Source organism: Wolbachia endosymbiont of Armadillidium vulgare str. wVulC (genome assembly GCF_001027565.1).
GTDB lineage: Bacteria > Pseudomonadota > Alphaproteobacteria > Rickettsiales > Anaplasmataceae > Wolbachia.
In genome coordinates, this window is record NZ_ALWU01000010.1 from 197,361 (window position 1) to 220,844 (window position 23,484).

Below are 23,484 nucleotides of genomic sequence, written 5' to 3' on the forward strand. Positions count from 1 at the left end.
AGTTATCATGTGACGCTGTAATCCAGAAAATTTTATCCATAGCTTACGGATTATTAATAACTTTACCATAGTAATACAATTTTACAGTAGGTATGGGATGAGCGATTCAAACAAAGATATGAATACTGAATTATTTGATGCTGTTAAAGGAGGTAATATTGATGAAGTAGGACGTCTGATAAGTGAAGGAGCAGATGTTAATGCAAAAAGTAAGCAAGGAAATACTTCTTTGCATTTTGCTGCTCGGAAAGGTAGCTCAGAAATAGTCAAATTACTATTGAGGCGTGGAGCAGATGTTAATGCAAAAAGTAAGCAAGGAAATACTCCTTTGCATATTGCTGCTTGGGAAGGTAGCTCAAAAATAGTCGAATTACTATTGAAGCATGGAGCAGATGTTCATGCAAAAAATAAGCAAGGAAATACTCCTTTTTATTTTGCTAAGTTTAATGATCATGTTGATGTTGTCGATGTGTTAAACAAAGTGAGTGAAGCAAGTGTTAATGTAGAAAGTTGTCAAAATTTAAGTTCTGATCAAAAAGGTGCTAGGACTCCTTCTTGTTGTAGTAAAGTGTTAAACAAAATGGCTCATAGGCTTAAAAATAAGTGTAATCTTTACTCTAATCAAGCGATTACGGAAGCTTCAGGATCTGCAAGTCGAGCTGATAATAGGCCAGATTTAAGACTGAATGATACGAACATCGAAAACCTCAGAGCAGGGAGGGATGGTGGTTGGCAGTATTTCCGTTGATGATAAGGTATTAATCTATCTGTGACGAACCTCTTGATACAGTTTGTTATGGTCAGGTAAGGAAAGCAGTATTACTACTACTCCCTCCCTTAGAACCTGTACATGATCTCAAAGAAGGGATAAAGTAGGAGATAATGTATATAAATTAGATATATGAGAAGTGTATACCCAAGTGACATAAGTTGTGAAAAATTCAAGATAATTTTACCAGATCTAGAATCTTGTAGAAAAAAACAAAGCCAAGAAGACTTATGATGTATTTTGTGGAGTGCTGTACGTCCTAAAAAGCTGTTGCCAGTGGAGAATGTTCCCACAAGAGTTTCCAAAATGGAGAAGTTGTTACGACTACTTTAAAAAATGGAGCGAAAAACCAAGCGAAGATAAAGAAAGTATTTTGGAGAGTGTTTTAAAAAAAATTAGTTAGAAAGGTCCGTATCAACAATGGTAGGAAACAGTTTCTGTATAATTGATGCTCAAAGTGTTAAAAACGCAAATACTGCTGAAAGAAAGGGCTATGATGCAGGCAAAAAAATTTCAGGTATAAAGCGCAGTTGATACACAAGGTCTTCCACACGCAATTCATATAACAACGGCAGAAGCAGCTGATCGTAGCAATGCTGTAAAAATGGTTAAAAATGCTAAAGCAAAACTCTCTGAAGTCAAAAATATACTCGCTGATGCTGGCTATACAGGAGAAAATTTTGCAACACAAATAAAAGCAACTATTGGTGCAACTGTTGAGGTGAAGCGAATTACATACCTTTGCTGTATTGCCAAAAAGATGGGTTGTAGAGAGGTCTTTTGCTTGGTTGGAAAAATGTAGACGGTTATGGAAAAATTGCGAGCGTAAACTCAACACCAGCTTACAAATTGGCTTTCACTTCTTTGCTCCTCAAAAGATTATGAACAGGTTCTTAGATTTAGCAGGAATTTACAATTTCAAGCTGGTGAAATGAGTTTCGAAAGAGATCTATTGATTCTTGCTGTTGCCCTCTCTTACTCTGAAATTAGTTCCATACCGTTTCGCAGTGGGTCTATAGAAATTCTCATGGAGAAAAGACAAAAAATGTGAAAATACGTAGAAAACGCAAGCTTTATGATACTAAATGAAAAAAAGGAGAAGTTTTCGGCCTTCCACCATTAATTAGGTGGAGATAGGTTGAATTGACCCTATTGTAGAAGGTATGCAATTTGACCTACGCTTTGGCATTGCAAGAAGCTTATCTATAGGATTTGTATGTTCACCACTACCATGAATAATATCATATTCAGTCAGTGGTTCTATATCCTGTAGTATAGAGCTAATTTCATCAATAGCATCAGAAGCTTTCTCTATGGGTAAAAACTTTTCTTCATTTGCCATAAATTCTAGCTTGTTACAATCAGCAATCTGCTTATTAAAAGTAATTGATCTGAATCTTTCTGGATAACCAAAAACAAAAGCCATAAGTGGAATGCAGCCAAAAGTAGTTATAGCCGATACAAGTGGTAGATTACTTATAAATAGATATGGAACTTGTGGAAGAACTACTAGCAATGGGAACCATTTCACAAGAAATACAAACACTTGTGCACCTGTGTTACCGTAACTTTCTCTATATACTTTTTTTTCTGGATTCTCGACATTTGAGTGACGGAAAATATAAATTGCCAGTGGTAAATAAATTACAGCACTTATAATAAATACTATCGGATTATTTGTGAATAGATATATAATTAGTGCAGACATTACGGATAATAGAGTAGTTTTTCCAAAATTCTTCCTGAGAGAAGTCATGCAAGCATCCTTAGCGCTAAGAAGAAATTCTGTTGAATTGCCAACATTTCTAATATGGAAAACCTTTTTATCTGTACTATAGTTTTTTAATGCTAGCTCATGCTTGATATCAATTATCTTGCTAGAGTCATGATACCAAGCATGGGCAGCTACAATTTCTTTACTAATTTCTAGAATATAATTGACAGTTTCCCTATCATCAGTGTTTATTGTTTCTTTATTTTTTACCTGACTCAAAAGTGATCTAATGTTTTTTACTTTATCTTTATTATTTTCTGGATAAATAGAGTTTAGTATTGTTAAAATATGTGCATCTTGTAATGGTGAGGTGATGTTTTTAAGCACTTTTTTACCTACTGAACTGTTTATCAATTTATCAAACAGTTCAGGTTTATTTTTTGATAATTCTAAGAGCTTATCTATTGTCTTTTGATTTTCAATACTACCCATAAAGGTATAGTTTTTAATAATACGAACATAAGTTGCTTCAGCACTTGCAACACCATTTGTTATTTTATCTTCACCAATTGTACTAAGACAAAACATTAAATAATTAGGGAAAGCCCAGAAGTAGTAGAAAGCAATGCTAAAGATGCGTGCAATGTAATATGGAACTGCATATAATGCACTTGGTTTACCTTGATTTTTTATGTTTTTTTTGTATGAGGTAAGCTCCTTTTTTACTTTTTGTAAAATGTGAGAAAATTCTTTTGTTGTTTTTTCTAAAACATGGTTATTTGTGTTATATAGATCTTTAAGTTTTTTAACTATAATATGTGTTTTACAATGCTCATAGTTAACTTCTTCGCCATTATCTATTCTATCATTGATATACTGAATTATTTCCTCTGAGGCTTCTCTTACAATTGTTTTTGGTAATCTTTTATTACGTTCGTTTCTGGCTTCAAATAGAAGTGTAGTAGAATTGTCTGCCGTTAATTTTTCTACATCAAAACAGAATTTTACGCCTTGATTTGCAATTAGCCTAAAGCATGGCCTCTTATATTCGTTTCGTCCTCTATTTCTACCATAGCCTTGACTAATATCATCTGGATTATTAGTTTTATCATCATTTTTGCCTATGAGCATAGAAATGCTTTGCACATTGCTTTGAAATCCTGTGCCTTTTGATGGGTCCACCAGGTTTCCTAACAGGCCTGCTTTGAATAATTCCGTTACTACTTCCGACGCATATTGATATGCTTTAGGTTTTCCGTTCTCATCAAAGCCAGTAAATGGCCCTTCTATTTTTAAATGACTAAAATTATCAAAAATTATTTTATTTCTATTACATATCTCTTTTAATTTATATAGAGGAAATTTTTCTGCATTTTCATTTATCTTTTCTATAAGGTTATGCTTTCTAAATAATGCAGCGACGGCTGGGTAATCTTTAGGCTGCCAATTGAAAACTTTATCACCTTTCTCATATTGCAGTTCTTTATATGTCTCTTTTATAAATTCATCGCTTTTTAATCCAAAATTATCTTCCAAATACCGCTCTAGCTGATCTTTATACACATCGTAAGTAGGAAGTTTATATCGACCTGATCGAAAGTAACTAAGATTATCAGACTCTGTTGTTATCTCTTCAAGTTTAGTGCATATATCATCTAATACCTGATATTCATCTCCTATTTTCATCATATTATGGAGTTTTTTATCAAGTTCCCAATTTTTTACTATGGTATTTAGGTCTCCAGTCTTTAAAGCGTTAACTACACATTCAATGCTTTCTGTCAGCTCAGTAAGCAGATCATCTTTAAACCCCTTTTTTTCTAGATATTCCTTTATATTTCTCTGGATATTACTATCTTTAAATATTTCTTTAACTTCCTTGCATAATTCTCCTAGATTTTCTGCTCTTGCTTTATCTAATGCAATAACATCAGGATATTTTGGAAGTAATGCTAAAAGAGTATTGTTAATTATGCCGTGCATTACTCTATATTCTGAGTAAGTTACTGTGTCGCTGAAGTCTATTTCATTTACTTTCTCTTTTACTTTTTTATCACTCTTTAAGCAATTCCTTATTGTCGTTTTACATTGTTCTATGCAGTAACTTCTTTGCGCTTCTTTATAGGAAAAATCGAATTTCCCAACAGATTGTCCTCCAGGCTTCCTTCCCAGTTCATATTTATCATGAAAGTAACTGTAGTTAGATAACTTGCCATTTTTATATACTTTATCTATTCCATCTCTATAGATACCACTTAAATTTCTAATCACATCATAATTAGATGTCAAAATTAAGGTTTCGTAACCCCTAGGGCTGTAAGTAGTTATCCCTTTAGGGTTCTTTTTGCATATGAAAGTCTCTTCAATTTTGCAAACGTCTTCATGTGCTGGACTAGAAGCTCCATCATCTAATAAATTTGCTATAAGTCTACTAGATATATCCCTATCGGCTATTTTATCCACCACTAGGTTGATAAGTGATACGACAGGAAGGACAATGAGAAGAAGTGAAACCTGCCCTATGATAGGGTGATATATAAATATATTAATATAAAAATTATAAAAATCATATAAGAGAGAGAAAGCGATAAATTTTTCTGTAACATAAGAGTTTAAATAGATTTTAAATAATGCAGTTAACATATACGATATTGCTATAATACAAGCATATGGTGCAAATCCAGACCTCTTGTTAGTTCTTTTCATAACACTACTTGCAGTAGCACTTATCGAGAGTGCTTTAATAATTCCCATTTCTTCTATCTTCCTTTTCAAGGAAATGCTGATTTTACCTGTAGATTCCTTGATGCTTTTGTATAACCACTCCTGTAGTGTTGCACTTAAGCTGATACACGGATATTTTTTTGCTAAATGCTTAAAACGTTTCCTATATAAGTCCTCTTTTGTTGCCAGATCTATTTCATCAATCATTAAAACCGTTGGTTCTGGAAGTTGTGTAGAGTTTTGCCAGTCTGTTATGAAAAACTCTTTATGTCCTATTATTTGCTTTCTTATATGCTCTGCTGTTGAGTTAGAAGAGGATTCTTCAACATCATTTTCTGCGCCGTAAAAGAATTTATTAACCTCCTTTTGAAACTGCAATACTAAATTATCAGGGACTATTATTCTATAATTAGTGTTAGCATTTTTTAAAATACTAGCGAACGATATTTGAATGAATGACTTGCCAAATCCTGTGGTTATATCCAATAGCATATCAGGGTCTTTGCCTTTTTCTATATGCTTCAGCATGTCTCCTAAAACGTTCTTTTGTATTTTATATAATGTTTTATATTGCTTTTTGATCTCTTGAATTTCTTGATTACCATTTTCTCCATCACTATCAGAGAGAAATAGTTTTGAGACATCCAAAATCTTTTTTCTCTTGGTTGCGTTTAGTATATTAGTTGTGCCTGGCGTATTAATTGCATCTACCATAAAAATCTTCTATATATAAAATAAATTTAAAAGTATATTAATATAATATATTAAGAATTTTACTAAATGTCAATTTTACTTGCTAGTTTTTAACACAGCACGTTTTAAGTCTGACTCTGAAAGATTGGAGTAATCTAGATTAGAATTTGTCAAATTTGTACCAGTGAGAGAGGAGTTATCGAAAATAGCATAACGCAAATCAGCTTTTTCAAGATTTGCTTTACTTAAGTTAACATTTTTGAATTTTGTTCTGCTGAGTATTGAATTGGAAAAGTCAGCATTTTCTAGATTCATGTCTTCAAGCTCACAGTGAGAGTAATTTACATCAAATCTTTCATCTTGTGATATTTTTTCCTGTAAATCCTCAACTAAAGTTATTGACTTTACCCAAAAAAAGTAGAGAGGAAGTTAAGCTATTTTTATTATAAAAATGATGAATCAAATTTTTCAGGAATGCAATGTAGAATGTCTACGCTGTTTGTTATAAAAATTTCTATGTACTCAAATATAGCAGTTCTAGTTTGCTGAGCAGAGTGTTGCAAGGTATCAATAAGAAGCTCCCATTTGAGTGAGCTTTTCAACAACAGAGTTGTCATAACAACAGCCTTTATGACTAATACTGGAAATGATGTTTTTTGTGTTCAGCAAAAATTAATAATTTTTAGAGGTAAACCTTGATCACTATGAAATAGCAGATTTTTGGCGGGTTTGCGCCTATCAACAGCCATCAATAAGGCATTTATAACTAATCGCTTAGCTATTGTACTACTCATTAACTACCATACGTGAATATAGATCAATTATTGCTGCTAAATATAGTCAGCCATCCTTAATTTTTATGTATGTAAACCCATATTTTATTTGGCCGATCAGTAGTAAATGGTCCAATATATTAGGGGCTATCACTCTATTGTCAGTCTGCTGTTTTTTGCTTTTGAATCTTCGCCTCAGTTTAGCGTGAATACCATTTTTGCATAATATCCTGCACTATTTTGATGTTGCAATTTTTACCTAAAGACTTTAGTTCAGCATGAATCTTAGGTGCCCCATATCTACAATTAAATGCTTGGTATATTTTTTGAATATCTGCTAGCAGCAGCTCCCTTGTTAACTCTTTGGTGCTTTTCTTCTTACTAATCCATTTATAGTATCTGCTAGCAGATACTTTCAAAATCCTGCATAACTCCTGTATTTTATAGTAGTTTTTATGCTTTTTGATAAATAAATCTTTGTAACTTGCAAAATATCCCAGGGCTTTTTTTAAAATGTCTCTTTCCCTTGTTACTTTTGCTAACTCTCTCTTTATTGTAAGGAGCTACTCTACCCCTGCCTGGAAATGCATTTGCTGCTGACTTTTTCTCGTTATACTTCTTTATCCACTTACCTAATACACCAGGGTTTATACCTAGATCTCTTGCTATTTGTGAAATTGTTTCTTCCCTTTCTCTAAAAAGTTTTACAGCTTCTTCTTTGAACTCTGCTGTATACTTTCTTCCATTTGTCATATTACACCCCTTTATGAAAACATTTTTTACTATAAAAACGTCTCAACTTTCTCTCCACTTTTTCTGAGTAAGGTCACATAGTTGATTAGCGTTAAAAGGGTAATAATACTCTCAAATTATCACTATTAGAAGTTTTTAGGTTTTTCTGTAAATTTTACTTGTGCATACTAAATTATATGATATAAAGCCAAAAATGTTATTCTTTATGAGGTGTTTTATGAGCAAACAGACTGAAGTTTTTACAGACGAGTTATTTGCTGCTATAGAAGAGCATAATCTTTTGAAAGCTGAAGAATGTATTATAACTGCAGATTATATAGGTGTAAGCAAGGTTTTTAATGGTGAAAAATATGGTATAAAACCTATAAGTTTTGCTGTTAAAGAGAATAGTTTGGAGATATTGAATCTTTTGATTACCAGTGGTGCTAGTGTTAATGCTGCTAATAGTGAAGATTTGAGAACTGCTTTGCACGTTGCCGCTGAATATGGTAGAGAAGAAGCAGGACAATTTCTACTTTCTCATCTTGCTGATGTCAATTTGCAAGACACAATGGGTAAGACACCTTTGCACTTAGCGTCTTTCCATTGTCGAGTAGGGATGGTAAAACTTCTCATCGGCAATAATGCTGACCCTAATGTAAGAGATGTAAATGGTGAAACGGCATCTGATGTTATTGGAGATAATCCAGAACTTATGTGTGAAGACCATATAATACAAAAAATATTATCCATGTTGAAAGGTGATATTGAGTTTGATTATAAAGCAGTATTGCCCACTAGAAATCTTAAAGCGTTAGAAGCTGGCGATACTGCAGACGTGACAGGCAATGTAGTCAAACCTTCTTCCTTTATTGATAATGTGTTTAGTTGGATGGGAGCTTCAACTACTGCTGCACTCAGTAGCTTGTTCCGCAATGTCCCTGTTTTACCTTCTGCTCAGCAATCTATTATCCACTCAGCAAGCAGCCCTAGTAGTTTTTTGAGTAGTGAGAATATTGCTTTTGCTAGTTGTGTTGCTGAAGCTTTAGATAATACTAGGAGTAGGCACTATCAGAATTTAACAAGTAAAGGAGTAGAGGTTATACCAGATATCAATATTGCAGTTAGATTTGCGCTTAAGAAATTTGATTCATTTGTAGAAAGCAAAATAAGAAGTTTAGACTCAAAAGAAAAAGATAGAATACATACTGAGCTTGAAGAAGCGTATCCAAAAATAATAACAAGCTTGGAGAGAGGAATTAAATTTAGTGGTAATGTTGGGTTAGATGATGTTTTAGAAGAGTGCAAAAAGTGCTTTTGTACAAATATTCTACCAAAAGTAACAACTCATCTTTCTGATGTAGGAATAACCGAGTCTGGAAATAACTTCAGTAGGCAGATTTAGCTGCAAGAAATGTGGTATAATATGCCAGATAGAAGGAAGTTTACAATGTTTTAAAAGGCAACATCGAAAAGATGTTTGATGAGCAGCAGATAGTTAATAGTGGCCAAGTGCAAATGCCTAACGACATTGCTAATAATAAACCTAGAAGCTATTTAAATAATACAACAGTGGACAAACAGTTACAAAATGCCATTTCTTCCTGAAGTTGTTTAATTTCGTCTGCAGAAAGGCCAGTGATTTCAGCGATAACATCAATAGAGACACCGGCCTTGAGCGAGTTTTTTGCAACTTTAATTTTACCTTTTTCATGACCGATTTGGATGGCTTCTCTATTTATGAGCTGTATTAGCTGTGGTATTGTGTAGCAGATTATCCAATCTGGTGCTTCTCTGCCATTTTCCCACTTAGCAAATCTCATCTTTTCCTTGAGATAATATCCCCTATAAGCTTCCACAGCACTGCTGCATTTATACTGATCCGGCAGTGCTTGTATAAAAGCTTGCATATCAGTTGATTGAAAAATGAGTAAATCCTTATTACTATCACACCAATCTATTACTTCCTCTGATTTATGTTTTCTTTTGTATCGCAAAGTGTACTCTTTACATAATTCTTTTCCGTACTCTATCAACCAATAAAAGTTCCCTTTTGATTGCCTAGCCCATAAAGAGCAAGGATGGTTTTTGTGAGTAAGTTTATATGGAACTTCTATATTTTGGTCTGTAATGCTGACTAAAGGATTTTGCGTTTTTAATGCTATTGAAAAAACACTACTAAGTAATAGAGCAGTTTCTAATGGCATTTTTACTATATGCTTATCACATAACATTTTTGCTGCAATTATAGGATTTTCGTCTAATACAAAGATGTTCATCCAAAGATAAAGTCAGCTTAAGTCTTTGTTTTCATACTCATCAGCTGATAAACCGGTTGCTTGATAGACAATATCAGTAGAAAATCCTGCTTTAAGTAGATTTTTTGCAACTGTTATCTTAGCTTGTTTTTCACCCTTCTCCGCGCCAATTTGAATACCTTCCGCTCTGCCTTTTTGATGGCCGATTTGGATGCCTTCTAGTCTACCTTTTTCTTGACCTAATCTAAGCCCCTCATCAAATTTTTCAGCAAAAGCAGCAATCTCATCCATTATACGTTTTTTCCTTTGCTCATATGCTAGTAATTCTTCTTCTGACCAGTTAAACTTATTCATCTCTTCATAAGCTCGTTTTATTATTACGTCACTACCAACTATCTTATCTAGATCCTCTTCCCTTGTTTCTCCTGCATAACGAAAAAAATAACACCACTTTTCGACTATATTTTCTAATTGATCTTCTTGTGTTTTTGGGAATTTCGGTAATTCTATGAAAGTAAAACTAAAGTCCTTCAGGTCATGTTCAAATGTTTTTCTATCAAGAGTAACGTGATCGGATTTGTACTCTGGTTTATTAGGAAATAGGATAAAATCAGTGATAGCAATAAAGACAACTTCCTTCAGATCTTGATATTGACCACCTACGTCAGCTTGACTGGAATAAGCTTTGGCGGCATAGTATTGTGCACGTTTTTCGAAGCCAGTAGTTCTAGCGACTTGCATCTCAACAATTGTTTGAACACCTTTAGAATCTCTACAAAGTACATCAACAATATTTTCCTTTTTAGCAGCAATATCAGGATTTTGAATGGGATTTAGAAACTGCACATTTTCTATTTTAGCTTCATCAGTAAGGCCTAGAATGTCATTGAGAAAGTGGATAAGAATGCCTTTATTTTTTTCAGTGCCAAATATTCTTTTGAACGAGTAAGAGTTTAGTGGACTGAGATATTTTCCACTAAACTCTCCTCTAGGAACCGTACTTGAAAGTTTCCCTTCATACGGCTCGAGCCATCTTAAGTCCTTTTCTCGAGAACCGGCAACAGCTTCCTTCAAATATTCTGGCATTTCAAATTCCTTACTAGGATTAACATTAATCATATCTTATCATCCTCATAAAGAGAAGGATTATTTGATCTACGTTTTTCAAAGTAGGCATACCATTCTTTATCGTAGGGATTTGCCTCAGCTTGAATTTTCTTGTGGCGACGAATTGGTACGCTTGTTGCTTGAAAGAGTTCCTTCCACTCAACTGTACCTTTATTCTTAGTCAGCGCTGCAAAGCACCATCTTCTGGCTTCTTTTGTTTTAAAGTATTTCTCCTTAATCCAGCGTAAGCCTTTATTAGGGTGTCTGCGTTTTGACCATTGCCATAAGGCTTTAAAAATCTCAGAATCCACTTTCTCATAAGCTTTTCTTGCGCATATTCCCCTGTGGTAATAGACCCACCCTCGAATTTGAGGTGTGAGCAGTTCTATTACTTTTTCTTGGGTTGCTGCGCAGTTCTTACGAATCAAGCACCGGATGCGCTTCAGAAGTCGGTTTGTACTTTCTGCTGAAGGTTTGATGATTATCTTCCTTTCGTACTGTCTGACCTAGAAAATCAAATCCCTGTTCTACGTGTGTGATCTTGGTTTTTCCTGTGGATAGAGTTAACCCTCTGTCGCTGAGGAAATCCTCTACTAGCCTTTTAACTTTAGTCTCAAGAATTTCTTTTGATTTTCCAGTTACTATGAAGTCATCCGCGTAGCGAATCACGTGCACACCATATTTCTTGCGTTTTCTTGTTCCCGAAATGTTTACTGATAACATTTTCGAAACCATCAAGGGTCAAGTTAGCAAGTACAGGGGAGATTACCCCGCCAACAATGTTGCAAAAAACGTAAAATTAGAGAAAAGCATTTCTCGAAAACTTCTATGTCCAAAAACAAGAGTGCCATTTATTTATAGTGCCAACAATCAATTAACCATCAGTTTCAATGAATGATATGAACATATTATTTCAAGGAAAGTTCATGGGGAATAAGAGATTAGCTATACGGATTAGCTGTAGCTATGAAACTAACCAGTTGGCAGAAAAGTATTTGTTAGATGCTTATGAAAAAGCCGTGTCAAAGCAAGTAAGCCAAAAAAATTTAAAACATAAAAATGGGATTCAAGGAGGATCAAATGGTAACAGTGAGTTTATATGCAAGAGTTTCTTCAGGGAAACAAGCACAAGAAAATACAATAGCAAGTCAAGTTGCAGCTTTAGAGAAGCAAATTAGTACGGATGGGTACAAGTGAGTATAAATTTATTGACAATGGCTACAGTGTTAGTCCGTCCTGATCTAGAAAAATTACGTGATAAAGTAACAGAAGGTAAAATTGATAGATTCATTCACCTGATCGCTTATCTAGGAAATATGCATATCAAATTTGAAGAATTTGAGAAAGCAGGAGCAGAAACGGTTTTCTTAAATTATGAGATTAACAATAATCCAGAATCTCAGTTACTGTTACAAATGCAAGGTATGATAGCAGAATATGAACGAGCGAAAATTATGGAACGAAGTCGTCGCGGAAAGATTTACGCAGCTAATAAAGGTTGTGTAAGCGTAATGGGAGGAGCTCCTTATGGTTATCGTTATATAGATAAATATATGGGAGGAGGACAAGCTTTATTTGAAATAAACGAAGAAGAAGCTAATGTTGTTAGGAAAGTATTTTTGTGGGTAGCATCGAACAGGCAAAACCTGTCAAACCAAAAAGAAACTCCCTAATTTAAGTTTTTAGTAATTTGTTGGTATAATTGCGTAGGAAGCACTTCTGCAGTTATGACCGATATCCCAATGGTGTCACAGTGCCCGTTGGTTAGCATGGTTTTGAAGGTGACGGTTAAACCATTGATGGAGTCTATTCAGACTACCTCGTTTAGGAGAGTGCCTTAATAATTTTACCGTCTCAAGCTGAAGCGCTTCTTCAATGATAAATTATATACTAAAGATATAAAATGGCAAAAGTAAAAAATAAGTTGGAAGTAATGAACCCTAATGCGGCAGGAATAGATATCTGTACATTATGTATGTGTTCCAGAAGGAAGAGATGAGCAACATATCCAAAAGTTTGGTTGTTTTACAGTGGATCTGCATAACTTAGCAAAATGGTTGAAGAAGTGTGAAATTAAAACGGTAGCTATGGAATCAACGGGAGTATATTGGATTCCTTTATTTCAAATACTTGAATCATATGGATTTGAAGTAAAATTAGTAAACGCGCGGCATATTAAAAATGTACCTGGTAGAAAATCTGATGTTCAAGATTGCCAGTGGTTGCAACAGTTACATAGCTATGGACTGCTCCAAGGATCATTTAGACCAGATGATCAAATTTGCGTACTGCGTGGCTACGTCAGACAACGTAATAATCTAATCAGAAGCGCAAGTACACACACTCAACGCATGCAAAAGGCATTAATTCAGATGAACATTCAGTTACATAAGGCAATTAGTGATATTAACGGTGTAACAGGTATTAGGATTATTGAAGCGATAATTGAAGGTGAAAGAGATCCTGAAAAATTAGCTGAATTAAGGGATGGACGAATAAGAAATGATAAATCTACTATTGTAAAGGCATTAACCGGTGACTACAGAGAGGAACACTTGTTTACACTTAAGCAAGAATATGAAGCATATACTTTTTTCCAGGAACAAATAAAGGAATGTGATAGAAGCGTTGAAAGCTACTATAAAACATTTGAAACAAAATCTGATGAGAGCAAATCAACAAGTAAAGCACAAGGCAAGCAAAAAAATGATCCAAACTTTAATTTGTATGAAGAATTATACCGGGTTATCGGGATAGATTTTACTAGAGTTCCAGGATTCAGTGTACTAAGTATACAGACCATAATCTCAGAGACTGGTATCAACCATAACAAATGGCCAACATTTTCGTCTTGGTTGGGGCTGAGTCCTGGTAATAAAATCACTGGAGAGAAAGTGTTTAGCACGAAAACTTGTAAAGTCGTAAATCGTGCTGCAAATGCCTTACGGCTTGCTGCACAATGTGTATCAAAAAGTAATACTGCTCTTGGTTCACAATGCAGAAAGTGGAAAAAACGACTGGGAGCTCCAAAAGCGATCACTGCTATGGCAAGGAAATTAGCATGTATCTTTTATAATATGCTAAAGTATGGACAAGAGTATGTCGAAAAAGGAATTGATTCTTACGAAAAACTTTATCAAAACAGGGTTATGAAAAATCTGAGTAAAAAAGCTTCTGAATTTGGCTATATCCTGGTAAAAAAAGATGAGTTAGTTCAAGGAGTTTCTTAGGAGAAAGGATCAGTTAATTGAAGGAGTTTATTAGGAGGAAGAGAAAGTTGGGGAAGTGTGTCGTCGGCTAAACACTATGTCTATTATAACACGAACAGGAAAAAAGTGCTGGGATAGAAGTGTGATTTGGGGTATGTTAAAAAATCCTGCTTACAAAGGACAAGCAGCTTTTGGTAAAACAAAAGTAGGTACAACATATAAGACCACAAAAACATTCTTGTGAACAACCGAAAGATAATTACTCTACCTATTCTGTTGAAAAAGCAAATTGGATTTATGTTGAAGTGCCAAATATAGTGGACGAGGATGTATTTGATATAGTTCAAGAACAACTAGCTGAAAATAGAAAAATAGCCAGGACAAGAGAAAGAGGAGCAAAACATTCACTACAAGTATGTAAGCGTTGTCGTTATGCATATTACGGAAGTCCTGTAAGAAATAAGCGAGGAGAAAAAATTGATCATTATGCTTATTATCATTGTATAGGTAGAGATTCTTACCGTTTTGGTGGTAATAAAATTTGTGATAATAAACACATTCGTACAGATGCATTAGAAACAGCCGTGTGGGAAGAGGTTAAGCATTTATTGAAAAATCCAAATAGGGTTTTAGAAGAATACAGGCGTAGACTTTCAGAGCTTAAAAAATCATCATGGGATCAAAAAAGCGATTTACTAGAGAAACAAGAAAATAAATTAAAACGTGGTATTGCTAGACTTATTGATAGTTATGCTCAATAATCAAGAAGAATTTGAACCACGAATTAAAGCAATGAAACAAAGTTTAAAAACAATTGAAGAGGAGAAGAAAAGGATATTCGATCAAAAGAAATTAAAACAGGAATTAACTTTGGTTGTAACCAATTTAGAAGACTTTTCTTCCAATATTACATCAAACCTTGATAACGCAGGCTGGCTAACTAAACGTGATATTATTAGAACGTTAGTCAAGAGAATTGAAATTAACCTTGAGGACGTAAATGTGGTATTTCGTGTAAAAGAGCTACCAAACTCTCCTGGAAATAATCGAGAAGAAAAGAAAAATTTGCAACATTGTTGGCGGGGTAATCTCCCCTGTACTTGCTAACTTGACCCTTGATGGTTTCGAAAATGTTATCAGTAAACATTTCGGGAACAAGAAAACGCAAGAAATATGGTGTGCACGTGATTCGCTACGCGGATGACTTCATAGTAACTGGAAAATCAAAAGAAATTCTTGAGACTAAAGTTAAAAGGCTAGTAGAGGATTTCCTCAGCGACAGAGGGTTAACTCTATCCACAGGAAAAACCAAGATCACACACGTAGAACAGGGATTTGATTTTCTAGGTCAGACAGTACGAAAGGAAGATAATCATCAAACCTTCAGCAGAAAGTACAAACCGACTTCTGAAGCGCATCCGGTGCTTGATTCGTAAGAACTGCGCAGCAACCCAAGAAAAAGTAATAGAACTGCTCACACCTCAAATTCGAGGGTGGGTCTATTACCACAGGGGAATATGCGCAAGAAAAGCTTATGAGAAAGTGGATTCTGAGATTTTTAAAGCCTTATGGCAATGGTCAAAACGCAGACACCCTAATAAAGGCTTACGCTGGATTAAGGAGAAATACTTTAAAACAAAAGAAGCCAGAAGATGGTGCTTTGCAGCGCTGACTAAGAATAAAGGTACAGTTGAGTGGAAGGAACTCTTTCAAGCAACAAGCGTACCAATTCGTCGCCACAAGAAAATTCAAGCTGAGGCAAATCCCTACGATAAAGAATGGTATGCCTACTTTGAAAAACGTAGATCAAATAATCCTTCTCTTTATGAGGATGATAAGATATGATTAATGTTAATCCTAGTAAGGAATTTGAAATGCCAGAATATTTGAAGGAAGCTGTTGCCGGTTCTCGAGAAAAGGACTTAAGATGGCTCGAGCCGTATGAAGGGAAACTTTCAAGTACGGTTCCTAGAGGAGAGTTTAGTGGAAAATATCTCAGTCCACTAAACTCTTACTCGTTCAAAAGAATATTTGGCACTGAAAAAAATAAAGGCATTCTTATCCACTTTCTCAATGACATTCTAGGCCTTACTGATGAAGCTAAAATAGAAAATGTGCAGTTTCTAAATCCCATTCAAAATCCTGATATTGCTGCTAAAAAGGAAAATATTGTTGATGTACTTTGTAGAGATTCTAAAGGTGTTCAAACAATTGTTGAGATGCAAGTCGCTAGAACTACTGGCTTCGAAAAACGTGCACAATACTATGCCGCCAAAGCTTATTCCAGTCAAGCTGACGTAGGTGGTCAATATCAAGATCTGAAGGAAGTTGTCTTTATTGCTATCACTGATTTTATCCTATTTCCTAATAAACCAGAGTACAAATCCGATCACGTTACTCTTGATAGAAAAACATTTGAACATGACCTGAAGGACTTTAGTTTTACTTTCATAGAATTACCGAAATTCCCAAAAACACAAGAAGATCAATTAGAAAATATAGTCGAAAAGTGGTGTTATTTTTTTCGTTATGCAGGAGAAACAAGGGAAGAGGATCTAGATAAGATAGTTGGTAGTGACGTAATAATAAAACGAGCTTATGAAGAGATGAATAAGTTTAACTGGTCAGAAGAAGAATTACTAGCATATGAGCAAAGGAAAAAACGTATAATGGATGAGATTGCTGCTTTTGCTGAAAAATTTGATGAGGGGCTTAGATTAGGTCAAGAAAAAGGTAGACTAGAAGGCATCCAAATCGGCCATCAAAAAGGTAAAATTGAAGTCGCTAAAAACTCACTCAAGGCTGGTGTCTCTATTGATGTTATCGCTGAAATCACTGGCCTTTTGGTAGATGAAATCAAAAAGTTAAGGATTTAAATTTTATCCATTAAACCCTTGAGCTTGAGAAGAATAATTAGAACTTGATATACCTTCTGAATATCTTGTATGAGCTCTTCTCTTATTGTTTTTTTTCTGAGTAATCCATCTATACAAGCAGATACGTTCAAAAACCTTCATAATTCCCGTGTTTTATAGCAGTTTTCATGTTCTTTTATAAAAACTCTTTTTTGTTTGCAAAATATCCCAGGGCTTTTTTTAAAATGTCTCTTTCTCTCGTTACTCTTGCCAGCTCTTTCTTTAAATCAAACTTTTTTTTGTCACAAATTCCTTTTCCTTGGTTCCAGATATTGTATGTTTTTACCCACCTGCTTAGCCGCTAATACCCAAATCTCTTCCTATTTTTGCTGATGGTTGACTTGTTCCTTTTACTAGTTTTATAGCTTCTAATTTAAACTTTGTTGTATATTCTCTTCTATTTGTCATATCAAACACCTCTTCGAAAAACGTCTTAACTTTCTGTCTACTTTTTCTTGGTAAGGTCAGAAATTTCTTTTCATTTCTTCTGTAAATTTTACTTGTGCGTACTAAATTGTGTGATATAAAGTCGAAGATGTTATTTTTTTGGATGAGTTATGTTAACAAGTACGGAATTTGAGAAATTGAAAGATGATCTACGCTTTGCAGTAAGGGAAGAGAGTTTTCAGGAAGTTAAAAAATATGTTAAAAAAGCAAGAATAGCAGAGGCTTATATTCTTAAATCCAATATTATTATTAACTCTAAAGATAAGAATGGTGACTCACCTTTATCGATTGCTGTTAATAAAAAAAATTTAAAAATAACGGAGTATTTGATTAAGAATGGTGCTAATGTTAACATTAAGGATTATTTTGACCTTTCCCCTATATATTATGCTGTCAGGCACTGCACTACAGAAATGATAGAGCTTCTAATCGATGAGGGGGCTAAAATTGGTGGCTATTTTTTATGTGCTGGAGAAGCGCGCACTCTTGTAGGTTGGGCTATATATGACAATAGTCTGGAAAAAGTGGAGGTCTTACTTAAGCGTGGTGCTAGTCCAAATAGCAAATTTGATCTTTATGATGATTCGCAAGATACATGTTTACATGCTGCTGTCCGAAAAAATTACTTAAAAATAGTTGAACTTCTTGTTAAATATCATGCTGATGTCAATGTTCAAAACGAACAGGGGAACACACCTATGCATTTGGCTATTAGTTCCCAACATCCTCAGATAATAAAACTGTTATACGATAATAATGCTGATATTAATATTAAAAATAAAGAAGGCACAACACCTTCAGACCTTGATAAATATTATTACGATAAGATAGTACAAGAAATTGCTGCGGAAAGTATAAATATCAATCCAGATGATGCTGCGCAATCTACATCTGTACCAAGCAGTGCTGTCAGATCTTCTTCTTTTATTAATAGTGCGGTTGGTCATTTGAAAGATTCAACTACTACTGTAGTCAATGGCTTATGCAAAAGCATTATTTCTGCACAGCAGCATGTTGCCTATTCAGCTGGAGGCTCGATTAGTTCTTCACAAGTTAATGGAACGGTTCTGCTAGTTGATGTAATAGTCAGGATGTTTACGGGAGAAAAAATATTCAGAGCTGATCCGTTTTTGACAAGAAGAGAAAGAGAGATTAGTGCTATAGAAAGAGACTTAAATGGGGCAATAAGTAAGTTTGAAAAACTCAATCAGTGTCCTGGAAGTTTGCTAAATAACGCAACAATATCTAAAAGCATAGATTACCAAAAATTCTTTAATAAATAAATGAAAAAATATTGTACCCTCTTACGTACCATAATGAATTAGCTTCTATTATATTTTAGGTGTAGTATTCCCACCTTTAAAACTTGTCAATCACTATTGTAGAAAAATCTTCTAACCTAAAAAGTAATTTCCTATAAAAGCCTCTTAAATAAGCTTAATATAAGATCTTTTGTCTACTTCTAAATTCTTACACAAGTAAATTATCATTAATTTAGCAAAACATATTATTAAGATCTCAAGTAAAACAACCATTTTCAGTGCCCAAAACCAAGGAACATGAGAAATAGTTTTTTTGGGATGAGTTGGTCTACCAAGTGTACCGTTCGAACTTTTCTATATAATAATTCTACTATACCGCAAAACCAGCTATAATAGCCTACTTTCACCATATTTAGATATGAACTAACGTACCTAGCTTTGTTGAAATAATTTTACGTTTTTATTTTTACAATGCCGCTTTTATTTAAATTGTTCTCACGAAGGTACGAACTTTTTGCGGTTTTTGAGAAAGTAAATAATTAAAAACTTTGTTATGCTAATTGGTATAATATTTTAGCTAAAATATTTTTTGAAAAAGTGGTTGACTTATAGTTTGGCTATCTTATGATAGCGTTATGTCAGCGGTGACGCTTTGGTATTAGTATAGAAGAATAGAATTTATATTGTTTTCGTTGAAATTTAAGTTATTTATACGTTTTATGGTTCGTTTGTATTATGAAAAGATTTGAAATAGAACTTGAAGAGCTGTTTAATTTTTATAATCACAAAAAAAACTTTATTCAGAGATTTTTTGAAGTCCTTAAAAACATATCAGCTATTCATACACTATCAGTGGAAGAAAAAAACTTCTCATTCACACAGGAAGTAATAGGAGTAATTAGCGCACAAAGACTTAAAGGTGAAGATGTTGATAGTGTTGACTTTGAAGGAGTATGTGATTGTTTAGACAGATTTTTACAAACAAGATTAGTAGAAAGAAGAGAAGTAGGAAGATATGCTGAACTACTTATTAGTAACGAATTAACATTGGATGAGACGACGGAATTCAGTGAATTTGCAGAAGCAGCTAGAAGATTATTGGAGGAAAACGAAGAAAGGAAAAATGACATCATAAAAGAAGCAAAGATGTTGAAGGATATAGCATATCCACTTACCAAAAAGTATTTCTTATTTCGTTACCTAGCTGAAGCAATAACTCGTGAAAGAGATATATCCGATGAAGAATGTCCATCTTCGCCAAAAAGTTACGAGAATGAGAAGAAGCTTTGCTTAGATTTTTCAAGTAGAACTTCGGCATTTGAAGAATGTTCTGAAATCATACAGAATGCAAGTGAAAGGTTTGACTCTGAAAGAAAATGCGTTGCTTTGTCATTAAAGATATCAAATACAGTAAATGATCACTCAGAAAAAATAGCAGTTCTCTATACTGTTTATATAGCTGCAATAACAGCTGCAAGATATAACATGAGTGAAGATAGTGAATTGTATGAGAAGCTCGCGTGGCCCAGCACTGTGCTTGCTATGGTGCAAATTCTTGTATCTTTCCCACAAATTATATTCTCGAGCGTAAAAACAGAAAAGACCAATAATCATATATTTGAGCATTTTGGCAATGTGGGTAAAATAAGTGAGATTCAATTTTTGGATCGAAACATTCCTAGCTTTTCAAATAATAAAGTATCTAAGATAACCGCTGGGTTTAGGTGGTTCGGGAATTTAGTGTTACAACCTATCGATTTATTTCAGAACGATACTAAAGATCAAATACTCAGATGGGGTCCAATGCGTTTTTTCACGCCCACTGGTGTGATAGAAGAACAAGGCAAGGTTGCATATTTTGTGAGTTGTGGATTAAGGAGCTTCCTTTATACTAATATAGTACCTGCTCTGGTTGGTAATAAGCAGATAGTAGCTGATGAGTATATCAAAAAGTTTTTTTACTTGATGTATAAGCAAATTGGAAAAAATAAAGCAGAGGAGAAGAGGCTTAAAGAAATTTACATAACATTGACTAGAGAAGAAAGTGAAAGTGTGGATTTTGAAAACATTGTTTCTGATGAAGAAAGAAGACAAATATCAAAATACCAAATGTGGTCAAGAGTAACTTACGCTGCTGGAGTGTTGACATTAATTGCAGAATACGCTTGTTTTGCCCTCAGAAACCAGGATATGGGTTGGTATGAAGATCCAGCGTTCTATTCTGCTACTGCAGTAAAACTTATGCGTCTTGGCTCTTTGATAGCATCTAGTTGGTGTTTTGGTAAGATTACCGAATATTTTATAGGTAATAAACTGACCAACAACATATACTTTCAAGATTTTCTCTACAATGATGCCGCAAGAATGGTGATGGCTGTTGTTCCATTAGTAATGTTTGAGTCTACTAATGACATAAAAATATTAAGTATTGCTACAGCAGTAGATGTGTTAACAACAGTTAGGTCTGATATGAATTCCGGTAAGGCTATAAGTATGGTTGGCAAACTCAGTACTGAAAAATTAATAATAAAATTGCAGTGTGCACAAGGAAATGGTGGTGTTTCAGGAAATCAAGGAGGTAGCACAAGCCAATTAATCGCCAATGATGATGGTGAAGTTGAACGATCAATTAGTGATGTAGATGTAACTCAATTAACAAAAAGTAACACTTTGAGAGAAACAATTTTATAATATTTTCAAAAGCAAATGATAAAGTTGTAATACATAATTTGTGGATAAAGGAGGGCTTTGTTGCATAGCTAATTGAGAAGATAGCAGGCTCAAAGTCATATGAAGTTACAGTAGGAGAACACAACTCTCTAAAAAATACGAAAATTAAAAAAGTTATGCTTTCATTAGCTTTTATTCATGCTAATTATTGTACATAATATATTTATAGATTGAGGGAATATGGTGTTAGAATATATTTTAGAGAGTAAGCAGGTTTGTGCAAAAAAGCCATTTGGTGGATTAGCTACTGAAGAACAGCATGATGATGAGTTTTTTGGTGCAGAAGATAATAATAACAATTATGCAACTATTAGTGAGAGCGACGATGAGTGGAGTCCTGTACATCATGCTGCTCTAGGGAATTACAGCTGTATAGTTGCACTTCTATCTGATACACAGGATCTAAGTGGGATGACTCCTTTGCATATAGCTTGCGAAAGTAATTCCTTAGATGCACTAAAAGTTCTATTAGATAACGGAGCAGACGCTAGTATACAGGATAATAATGAAAATGTTGCTTTGCCATTTTGCTGAATTTAATAACAACCAAGCTCTATTGCAAGCTGCAGAACAAAATGGCAACATGAACAATGTGAACCGTGGAGAACTTATGCGGACCAGAAATGGGTAGATGAAACTATTAAGCTGGTAGACAGGATGTTTTTCTTGTTAATTTTCGCTTGCATGTTACAATAAGTATCAAAGATGAGGTACATGCTATGAATAGTGAGGTAAAAACAAGCGATGTGTGGCATATGCAGAACAAACTAGCTCAAAAAGTTATTATTCTTCAGAGTATTGGGATTCACAGCCAAATATTGATCTAAGCAATTTAAACTCAGAGGAAGACTCGAACTCAAGCTATGATTCAGATAACCCTTTTCTTTTAGAAGGAGATTCATCTTTGGTAGAAGAAGAAATACCATTGACTGATGAAGAGAGTTTGTTAAATGACGAATTTCTTCAGAAGATGAATGATATAGCGGAGAAAAATAAACAAGAGTATGAGAAAATTATAAAAGGGAGTATACAAAAGTATGAAGAATCTACAAAAACTTGGATAGAGAGTGCTCTAGAAAATATTGACAGTATAGTAATTGAGTATCTTAAAAAGGGAATAAAGTTAAACTCATATTGTGGTGACAATAGAATAACTGTAGTGAACTTAATACTTGAGAAAATACAAGATGTTCTTGACGATGTTACAGAAGTAACCTCTGGTAGACATATTCACTATCGTGAAGATCTAGCAGCAGATAAAGAAAATGTGAGCATTATACAAGATATTATTGAAGATTTAATATTAAAAGGCGGGAAAGTGCAGCGACGTTTTTTCTATAACGATAGGATGTCACATGCAACTATGGGATTTGTAAATAAACTTAATGATCAATTTGATGACTATCTTTTTGGTAAATATAAAAAAATTAGAAGCCAGCTAGAAAGTGCTGTGTATGAAAGCATTGTGAACAAAAACAAACAAATTCAAGATGAGTTAGAAATAAACATAGATAATATATATTCTTATATAAAGTATCCACAAGGTAGTATTGTTGAGATTGTAAAAATTACAAATGAATTGGAGGTAGAACCTCTAGAATTAAAAGTCTGCACGTTGAAAATAGGAGGAAGTATAGTAAGAATTGACATTGAAGGGGAAGACAGAAATTACACTGACATTGCAGGTAGTGACGGTATAGTGTTAACTTTCTACACCAGCTTGGGGGAGTTAGAAGTTGAATTATATCTTGATGAGGAGGATGAAAATCTCATAGGGGTAGAAGTAAGAGATCAAGAAAAGTTAGAGAAATTGAAAAGCTGTAACGAAAAAATAGGGGAAAATTGCTTCCTTGGTGGATTATTAGTTAATGAAGCTATAGAACAAGGGTATTTTGAACGATCTAGAAAACTTTGTCAGTCTTCTGAAAGAGTTAGCTTATCTGAAAAAATTGAGGAGGGAGTCTTGGAAGCAGTAAAAGATTTAGAGTATGGCGATATAGTAAACTCTTCGTCAAATTCCTGTAGAGAAGGTTATGCAGAAAATCAGGGCGCTAGTATCAACTCAAGTCACTCAGTGCAGCATAGCAAGTCAAGTGGAAATAGGAGGAGTATAAGTGCTCTAGGTTAAAATAACAGATTTTTAGGCAAGGC

The 23,484-nt window shown here is 34.2% G+C and carries 18 protein-coding genes and 6 pseudogenes; 16 read left to right on the top strand and 8 right to left on the bottom strand.

What is annotated here, in order from left to right; all coding sequences use genetic code 11:
- The first annotated feature begins 73 nt into the window (after positions 1-73).
- Positions 74-748, top strand: a complete 675-nt coding sequence (locus wVul_RS09095; protein WP_338062141.1) for an ankyrin repeat domain-containing protein — start codon at positions 74-76, stop codon at positions 746-748.
- A 153-nt stretch (positions 749-901) separates the two neighbouring features.
- Positions 902-1,654: pseudogene (locus wVul_RS09100) on the top strand (IS5 family transposase).
- Positions 1,655-1,892: 238 nt separating this feature from the next.
- On the opposite strand, the gene wVul_RS06525 reads toward wVul_RS09100, so the two are convergent.
- The 3 genes and pseudogenes from wVul_RS06525 to wVul_RS10590 form a co-directional block, all read right to left on the bottom strand.
- Positions 1,893-5,921, bottom strand: coding sequence for a DEAD/DEAH box helicase (locus tag wVul_RS06525; protein ID WP_047759644.1), 4,029 nt, complete (start codon positions 5,919-5,921; stop codon positions 1,893-1,895).
- 75 nt (positions 5,922-5,996) lie between these two features.
- Positions 5,997-6,302: pseudogene (locus tag wVul_RS06530) on the bottom strand (pentapeptide repeat-containing protein); the annotation flags it as partial.
- Between the two features lie 41 nt (positions 6,303-6,343).
- Positions 6,344-7,426: pseudogene (locus wVul_RS10590) on the bottom strand (IS3 family transposase).
- 217 nt (positions 7,427-7,643) lie between these two features.
- Here wVul_RS10590 and wVul_RS06540 point away from each other — a divergent pair.
- Positions 7,644-8,810: an ankyrin repeat domain-containing protein gene (locus wVul_RS06540; protein WP_161794192.1), complete on the top strand. Its 1,167-nt coding sequence runs from the start codon at positions 7,644-7,646 to the stop codon at positions 8,808-8,810.
- Between the two features lie 148 nt (positions 8,811-8,958).
- Here the strand turns inward: wVul_RS06540 and wVul_RS06545 are convergent, their stop codons facing one another.
- Genes wVul_RS06545 through wVul_RS09120 form a run of 4 tightly spaced genes read right to left on the bottom strand, consistent with a single transcriptional unit; the run spans position 8,959 to position 11,493 of the window.
- Positions 8,959-9,684, bottom strand: a complete 726-nt coding sequence (locus tag wVul_RS06545) for a pyrimidine dimer DNA glycosylase/endonuclease V (RefSeq protein ID WP_047759647.1) — start codon at positions 9,682-9,684, stop codon at positions 8,959-8,961.
- A gap of 12 nt (positions 9,685-9,696) precedes the next feature.
- Positions 9,697-10,782, bottom strand: coding sequence for an Rpn family recombination-promoting nuclease/putative transposase (locus wVul_RS06550; protein ID WP_238580435.1), 1,086 nt, complete (start codon positions 10,780-10,782; stop codon positions 9,697-9,699).
- Entirely contained in the window at positions 10,779-11,198 is a 420-nt protein-coding gene (locus tag wVul_RS09115) for a group II intron maturase-specific domain-containing protein (RefSeq protein WP_161794193.1), read from the bottom strand. The genes wVul_RS06550 and wVul_RS09115 overlap by 4 nt, the downstream gene beginning before the upstream one ends.
- Positions 11,188-11,493 carry a reverse transcriptase domain-containing protein gene (locus tag wVul_RS09120; protein WP_161794194.1) on the bottom strand — a complete coding sequence of 102 codons (306 nt, stop codon included), beginning with the start codon at positions 11,491-11,493 and terminating at the stop codon, positions 11,188-11,190. The genes wVul_RS09115 and wVul_RS09120 overlap by 11 nt, the downstream gene beginning before the upstream one ends.
- A 336-nt stretch (positions 11,494-11,829) precedes the next feature.
- Here wVul_RS09120 and wVul_RS09125 point away from each other — a divergent pair, with 336 nt between their 5' ends.
- From wVul_RS09125 to wVul_RS06585, 9 genes and pseudogenes are all read left to right on the top strand, one after another.
- Positions 11,830-11,967, top strand: coding sequence for a recombinase family protein (locus tag wVul_RS09125; RefSeq protein WP_153295389.1), 138 nt, complete (start codon positions 11,830-11,832; stop codon positions 11,965-11,967).
- A gap of 17 nt (positions 11,968-11,984) precedes the next feature.
- Entirely contained in the window at positions 11,985-12,443 is a 459-nt protein-coding gene (locus tag wVul_RS06565; RefSeq protein WP_047759649.1) for a recombinase family protein, read from the top strand.
- A 230-nt stretch (positions 12,444-12,673) separates the two neighbouring features.
- Positions 12,674-14,000, top strand: a pseudogene (locus wVul_RS06570) (IS110 family RNA-guided transposase).
- 52 nt (positions 14,001-14,052) lie between these two features.
- A pseudogene (locus wVul_RS10335) lies at positions 14,053-14,223 on the top strand (recombinase family protein); the annotation flags it as partial.
- Between the two features lie 61 nt (positions 14,224-14,284).
- Positions 14,285-14,740: a recombinase zinc ribbon domain-containing protein gene (locus tag wVul_RS09135; protein WP_161794195.1), complete on the top strand. Its 456-nt coding sequence runs from the start codon at positions 14,285-14,287 to the stop codon at positions 14,738-14,740.
- Positions 14,730-15,086, top strand: a complete 357-nt coding sequence (locus wVul_RS09140; protein ID WP_153295673.1) for a hypothetical protein — start codon at positions 14,730-14,732, stop codon at positions 15,084-15,086. Before wVul_RS09135 ends, wVul_RS09140 begins: the two co-directional genes overlap by 11 nt.
- 23 nt (positions 15,087-15,109) lie before the next feature.
- Positions 15,110-15,415 carry a reverse transcriptase domain-containing protein gene (locus wVul_RS09145; RefSeq protein ID WP_161794194.1) on the top strand — a complete coding sequence of 102 codons (306 nt, stop codon included), beginning with the start codon at positions 15,110-15,112 and terminating at the stop codon, positions 15,413-15,415.
- Positions 15,405-15,824, top strand: coding sequence for a group II intron maturase-specific domain-containing protein (locus wVul_RS09150; protein WP_161794193.1), 420 nt, complete (start codon positions 15,405-15,407; stop codon positions 15,822-15,824). The genes wVul_RS09145 and wVul_RS09150 overlap by 11 nt, the downstream gene beginning before the upstream one ends.
- A complete protein-coding gene (locus wVul_RS06585) occupies positions 15,821-16,855 on the top strand; it encodes an Rpn family recombination-promoting nuclease/putative transposase (protein WP_238580436.1) in 1,035 nt (344 codons plus the stop codon). The genes wVul_RS09150 and wVul_RS06585 overlap by 4 nt, the downstream gene beginning before the upstream one ends.
- 44 nt (positions 16,856-16,899) lie before the next feature.
- On the opposite strand, the pseudogene wVul_RS10595 reads toward wVul_RS06585, so the two are convergent.
- Positions 16,900-17,302 (bottom strand): annotated as a pseudogene (locus wVul_RS10595) (IS3 family transposase); the annotation flags it as partial.
- A gap of 149 nt (positions 17,303-17,451) precedes the next feature.
- Between wVul_RS10595 and wVul_RS06595 the strand changes: the two are divergent.
- The 4 genes from wVul_RS06595 (at position 17,452) to wVul_RS06610 (ending at position 23,461) form a co-directional block, all read left to right on the top strand.
- Positions 17,452-18,624, top strand: a complete 1,173-nt coding sequence (locus tag wVul_RS06595; RefSeq protein WP_047759650.1) for an ankyrin repeat domain-containing protein — start codon at positions 17,452-17,454, stop codon at positions 18,622-18,624.
- A 714-nt stretch (positions 18,625-19,338) separates the two neighbouring features.
- Positions 19,339-21,294, top strand: coding sequence for a hypothetical protein (locus wVul_RS09155; RefSeq protein ID WP_153295675.1), 1,956 nt, complete (start codon positions 19,339-19,341; stop codon positions 21,292-21,294).
- A gap of 219 nt (positions 21,295-21,513) precedes the next feature.
- Positions 21,514-21,867 (top strand): ankyrin repeat domain-containing protein, encoded by a 354-nt coding sequence (locus wVul_RS06605; RefSeq protein WP_047759354.1) that lies wholly within the window; start codon positions 21,514-21,516, stop codon positions 21,865-21,867.
- A gap of 214 nt (positions 21,868-22,081) precedes the next feature.
- On the top strand, positions 22,082-23,461 hold the full coding sequence (locus tag wVul_RS06610) for a hypothetical protein (protein WP_047759651.1): 1,380 nt from the start codon (positions 22,082-22,084) through the stop codon (positions 23,459-23,461).
- Positions 23,462-23,484: the final 23 nt, after the last annotated feature.

Excerpts from the sequence above, each read along its gene's own strand:
- wVul_RS06525 (WP_047759644.1), bottom strand. The coding sequence starts at position 5,921 with ATGGTAGATGCAATTAATACGCCAGGCACAACTAATATACTAAACGCA.
- wVul_RS06540 (WP_161794192.1), top strand. The coding sequence starts at position 7,644 with ATGAGCAAACAGACTGAAGTTTTTACAGACGAGTTATTTGCTGCTATA.
- wVul_RS06545 (WP_047759647.1), bottom strand. The coding sequence starts at position 9,684 with ATGAACATCTTTGTATTAGACGAAAATCCTATAATTGCAGCAAAAATG.
- wVul_RS06550 (WP_238580435.1), bottom strand. The coding sequence starts at position 10,782 with ATGATTAATGTTAATCCTAGTAAGGAATTTGAAATGCCAGAATATTTG.
- wVul_RS09120 (WP_161794194.1), bottom strand. The coding sequence starts at position 11,493 with ATGTTATCAGTAAACATTTCGGGAACAAGAAAACGCAAGAAATATGGT.
- wVul_RS09125 (WP_153295389.1), top strand. The coding sequence starts at position 11,830 with ATGGGATTCAAGGAGGATCAAATGGTAACAGTGAGTTTATATGCAAGA.
- wVul_RS06565 (WP_047759649.1), top strand. The coding sequence starts at position 11,985 with ATGGCTACAGTGTTAGTCCGTCCTGATCTAGAAAAATTACGTGATAAA.
- wVul_RS09140 (WP_153295673.1), top strand. The coding sequence starts at position 14,730 with ATGCTCAATAATCAAGAAGAATTTGAACCACGAATTAAAGCAATGAAA.
- wVul_RS09145 (WP_161794194.1), top strand. The coding sequence starts at position 15,110 with ATGTTATCAGTAAACATTTCGGGAACAAGAAAACGCAAGAAATATGGT.
- wVul_RS06585 (WP_238580436.1), top strand. The coding sequence starts at position 15,821 with ATGATTAATGTTAATCCTAGTAAGGAATTTGAAATGCCAGAATATTTG.
- wVul_RS06595 (WP_047759650.1), top strand. The coding sequence starts at position 17,452 with ATGTTAACAAGTACGGAATTTGAGAAATTGAAAGATGATCTACGCTTT.
- wVul_RS09155 (WP_153295675.1), top strand. The coding sequence starts at position 19,339 with ATGAAAAGATTTGAAATAGAACTTGAAGAGCTGTTTAATTTTTATAAT.
- wVul_RS06605 (WP_047759354.1), top strand. The coding sequence starts at position 21,514 with ATGGTGTTAGAATATATTTTAGAGAGTAAGCAGGTTTGTGCAAAAAAG.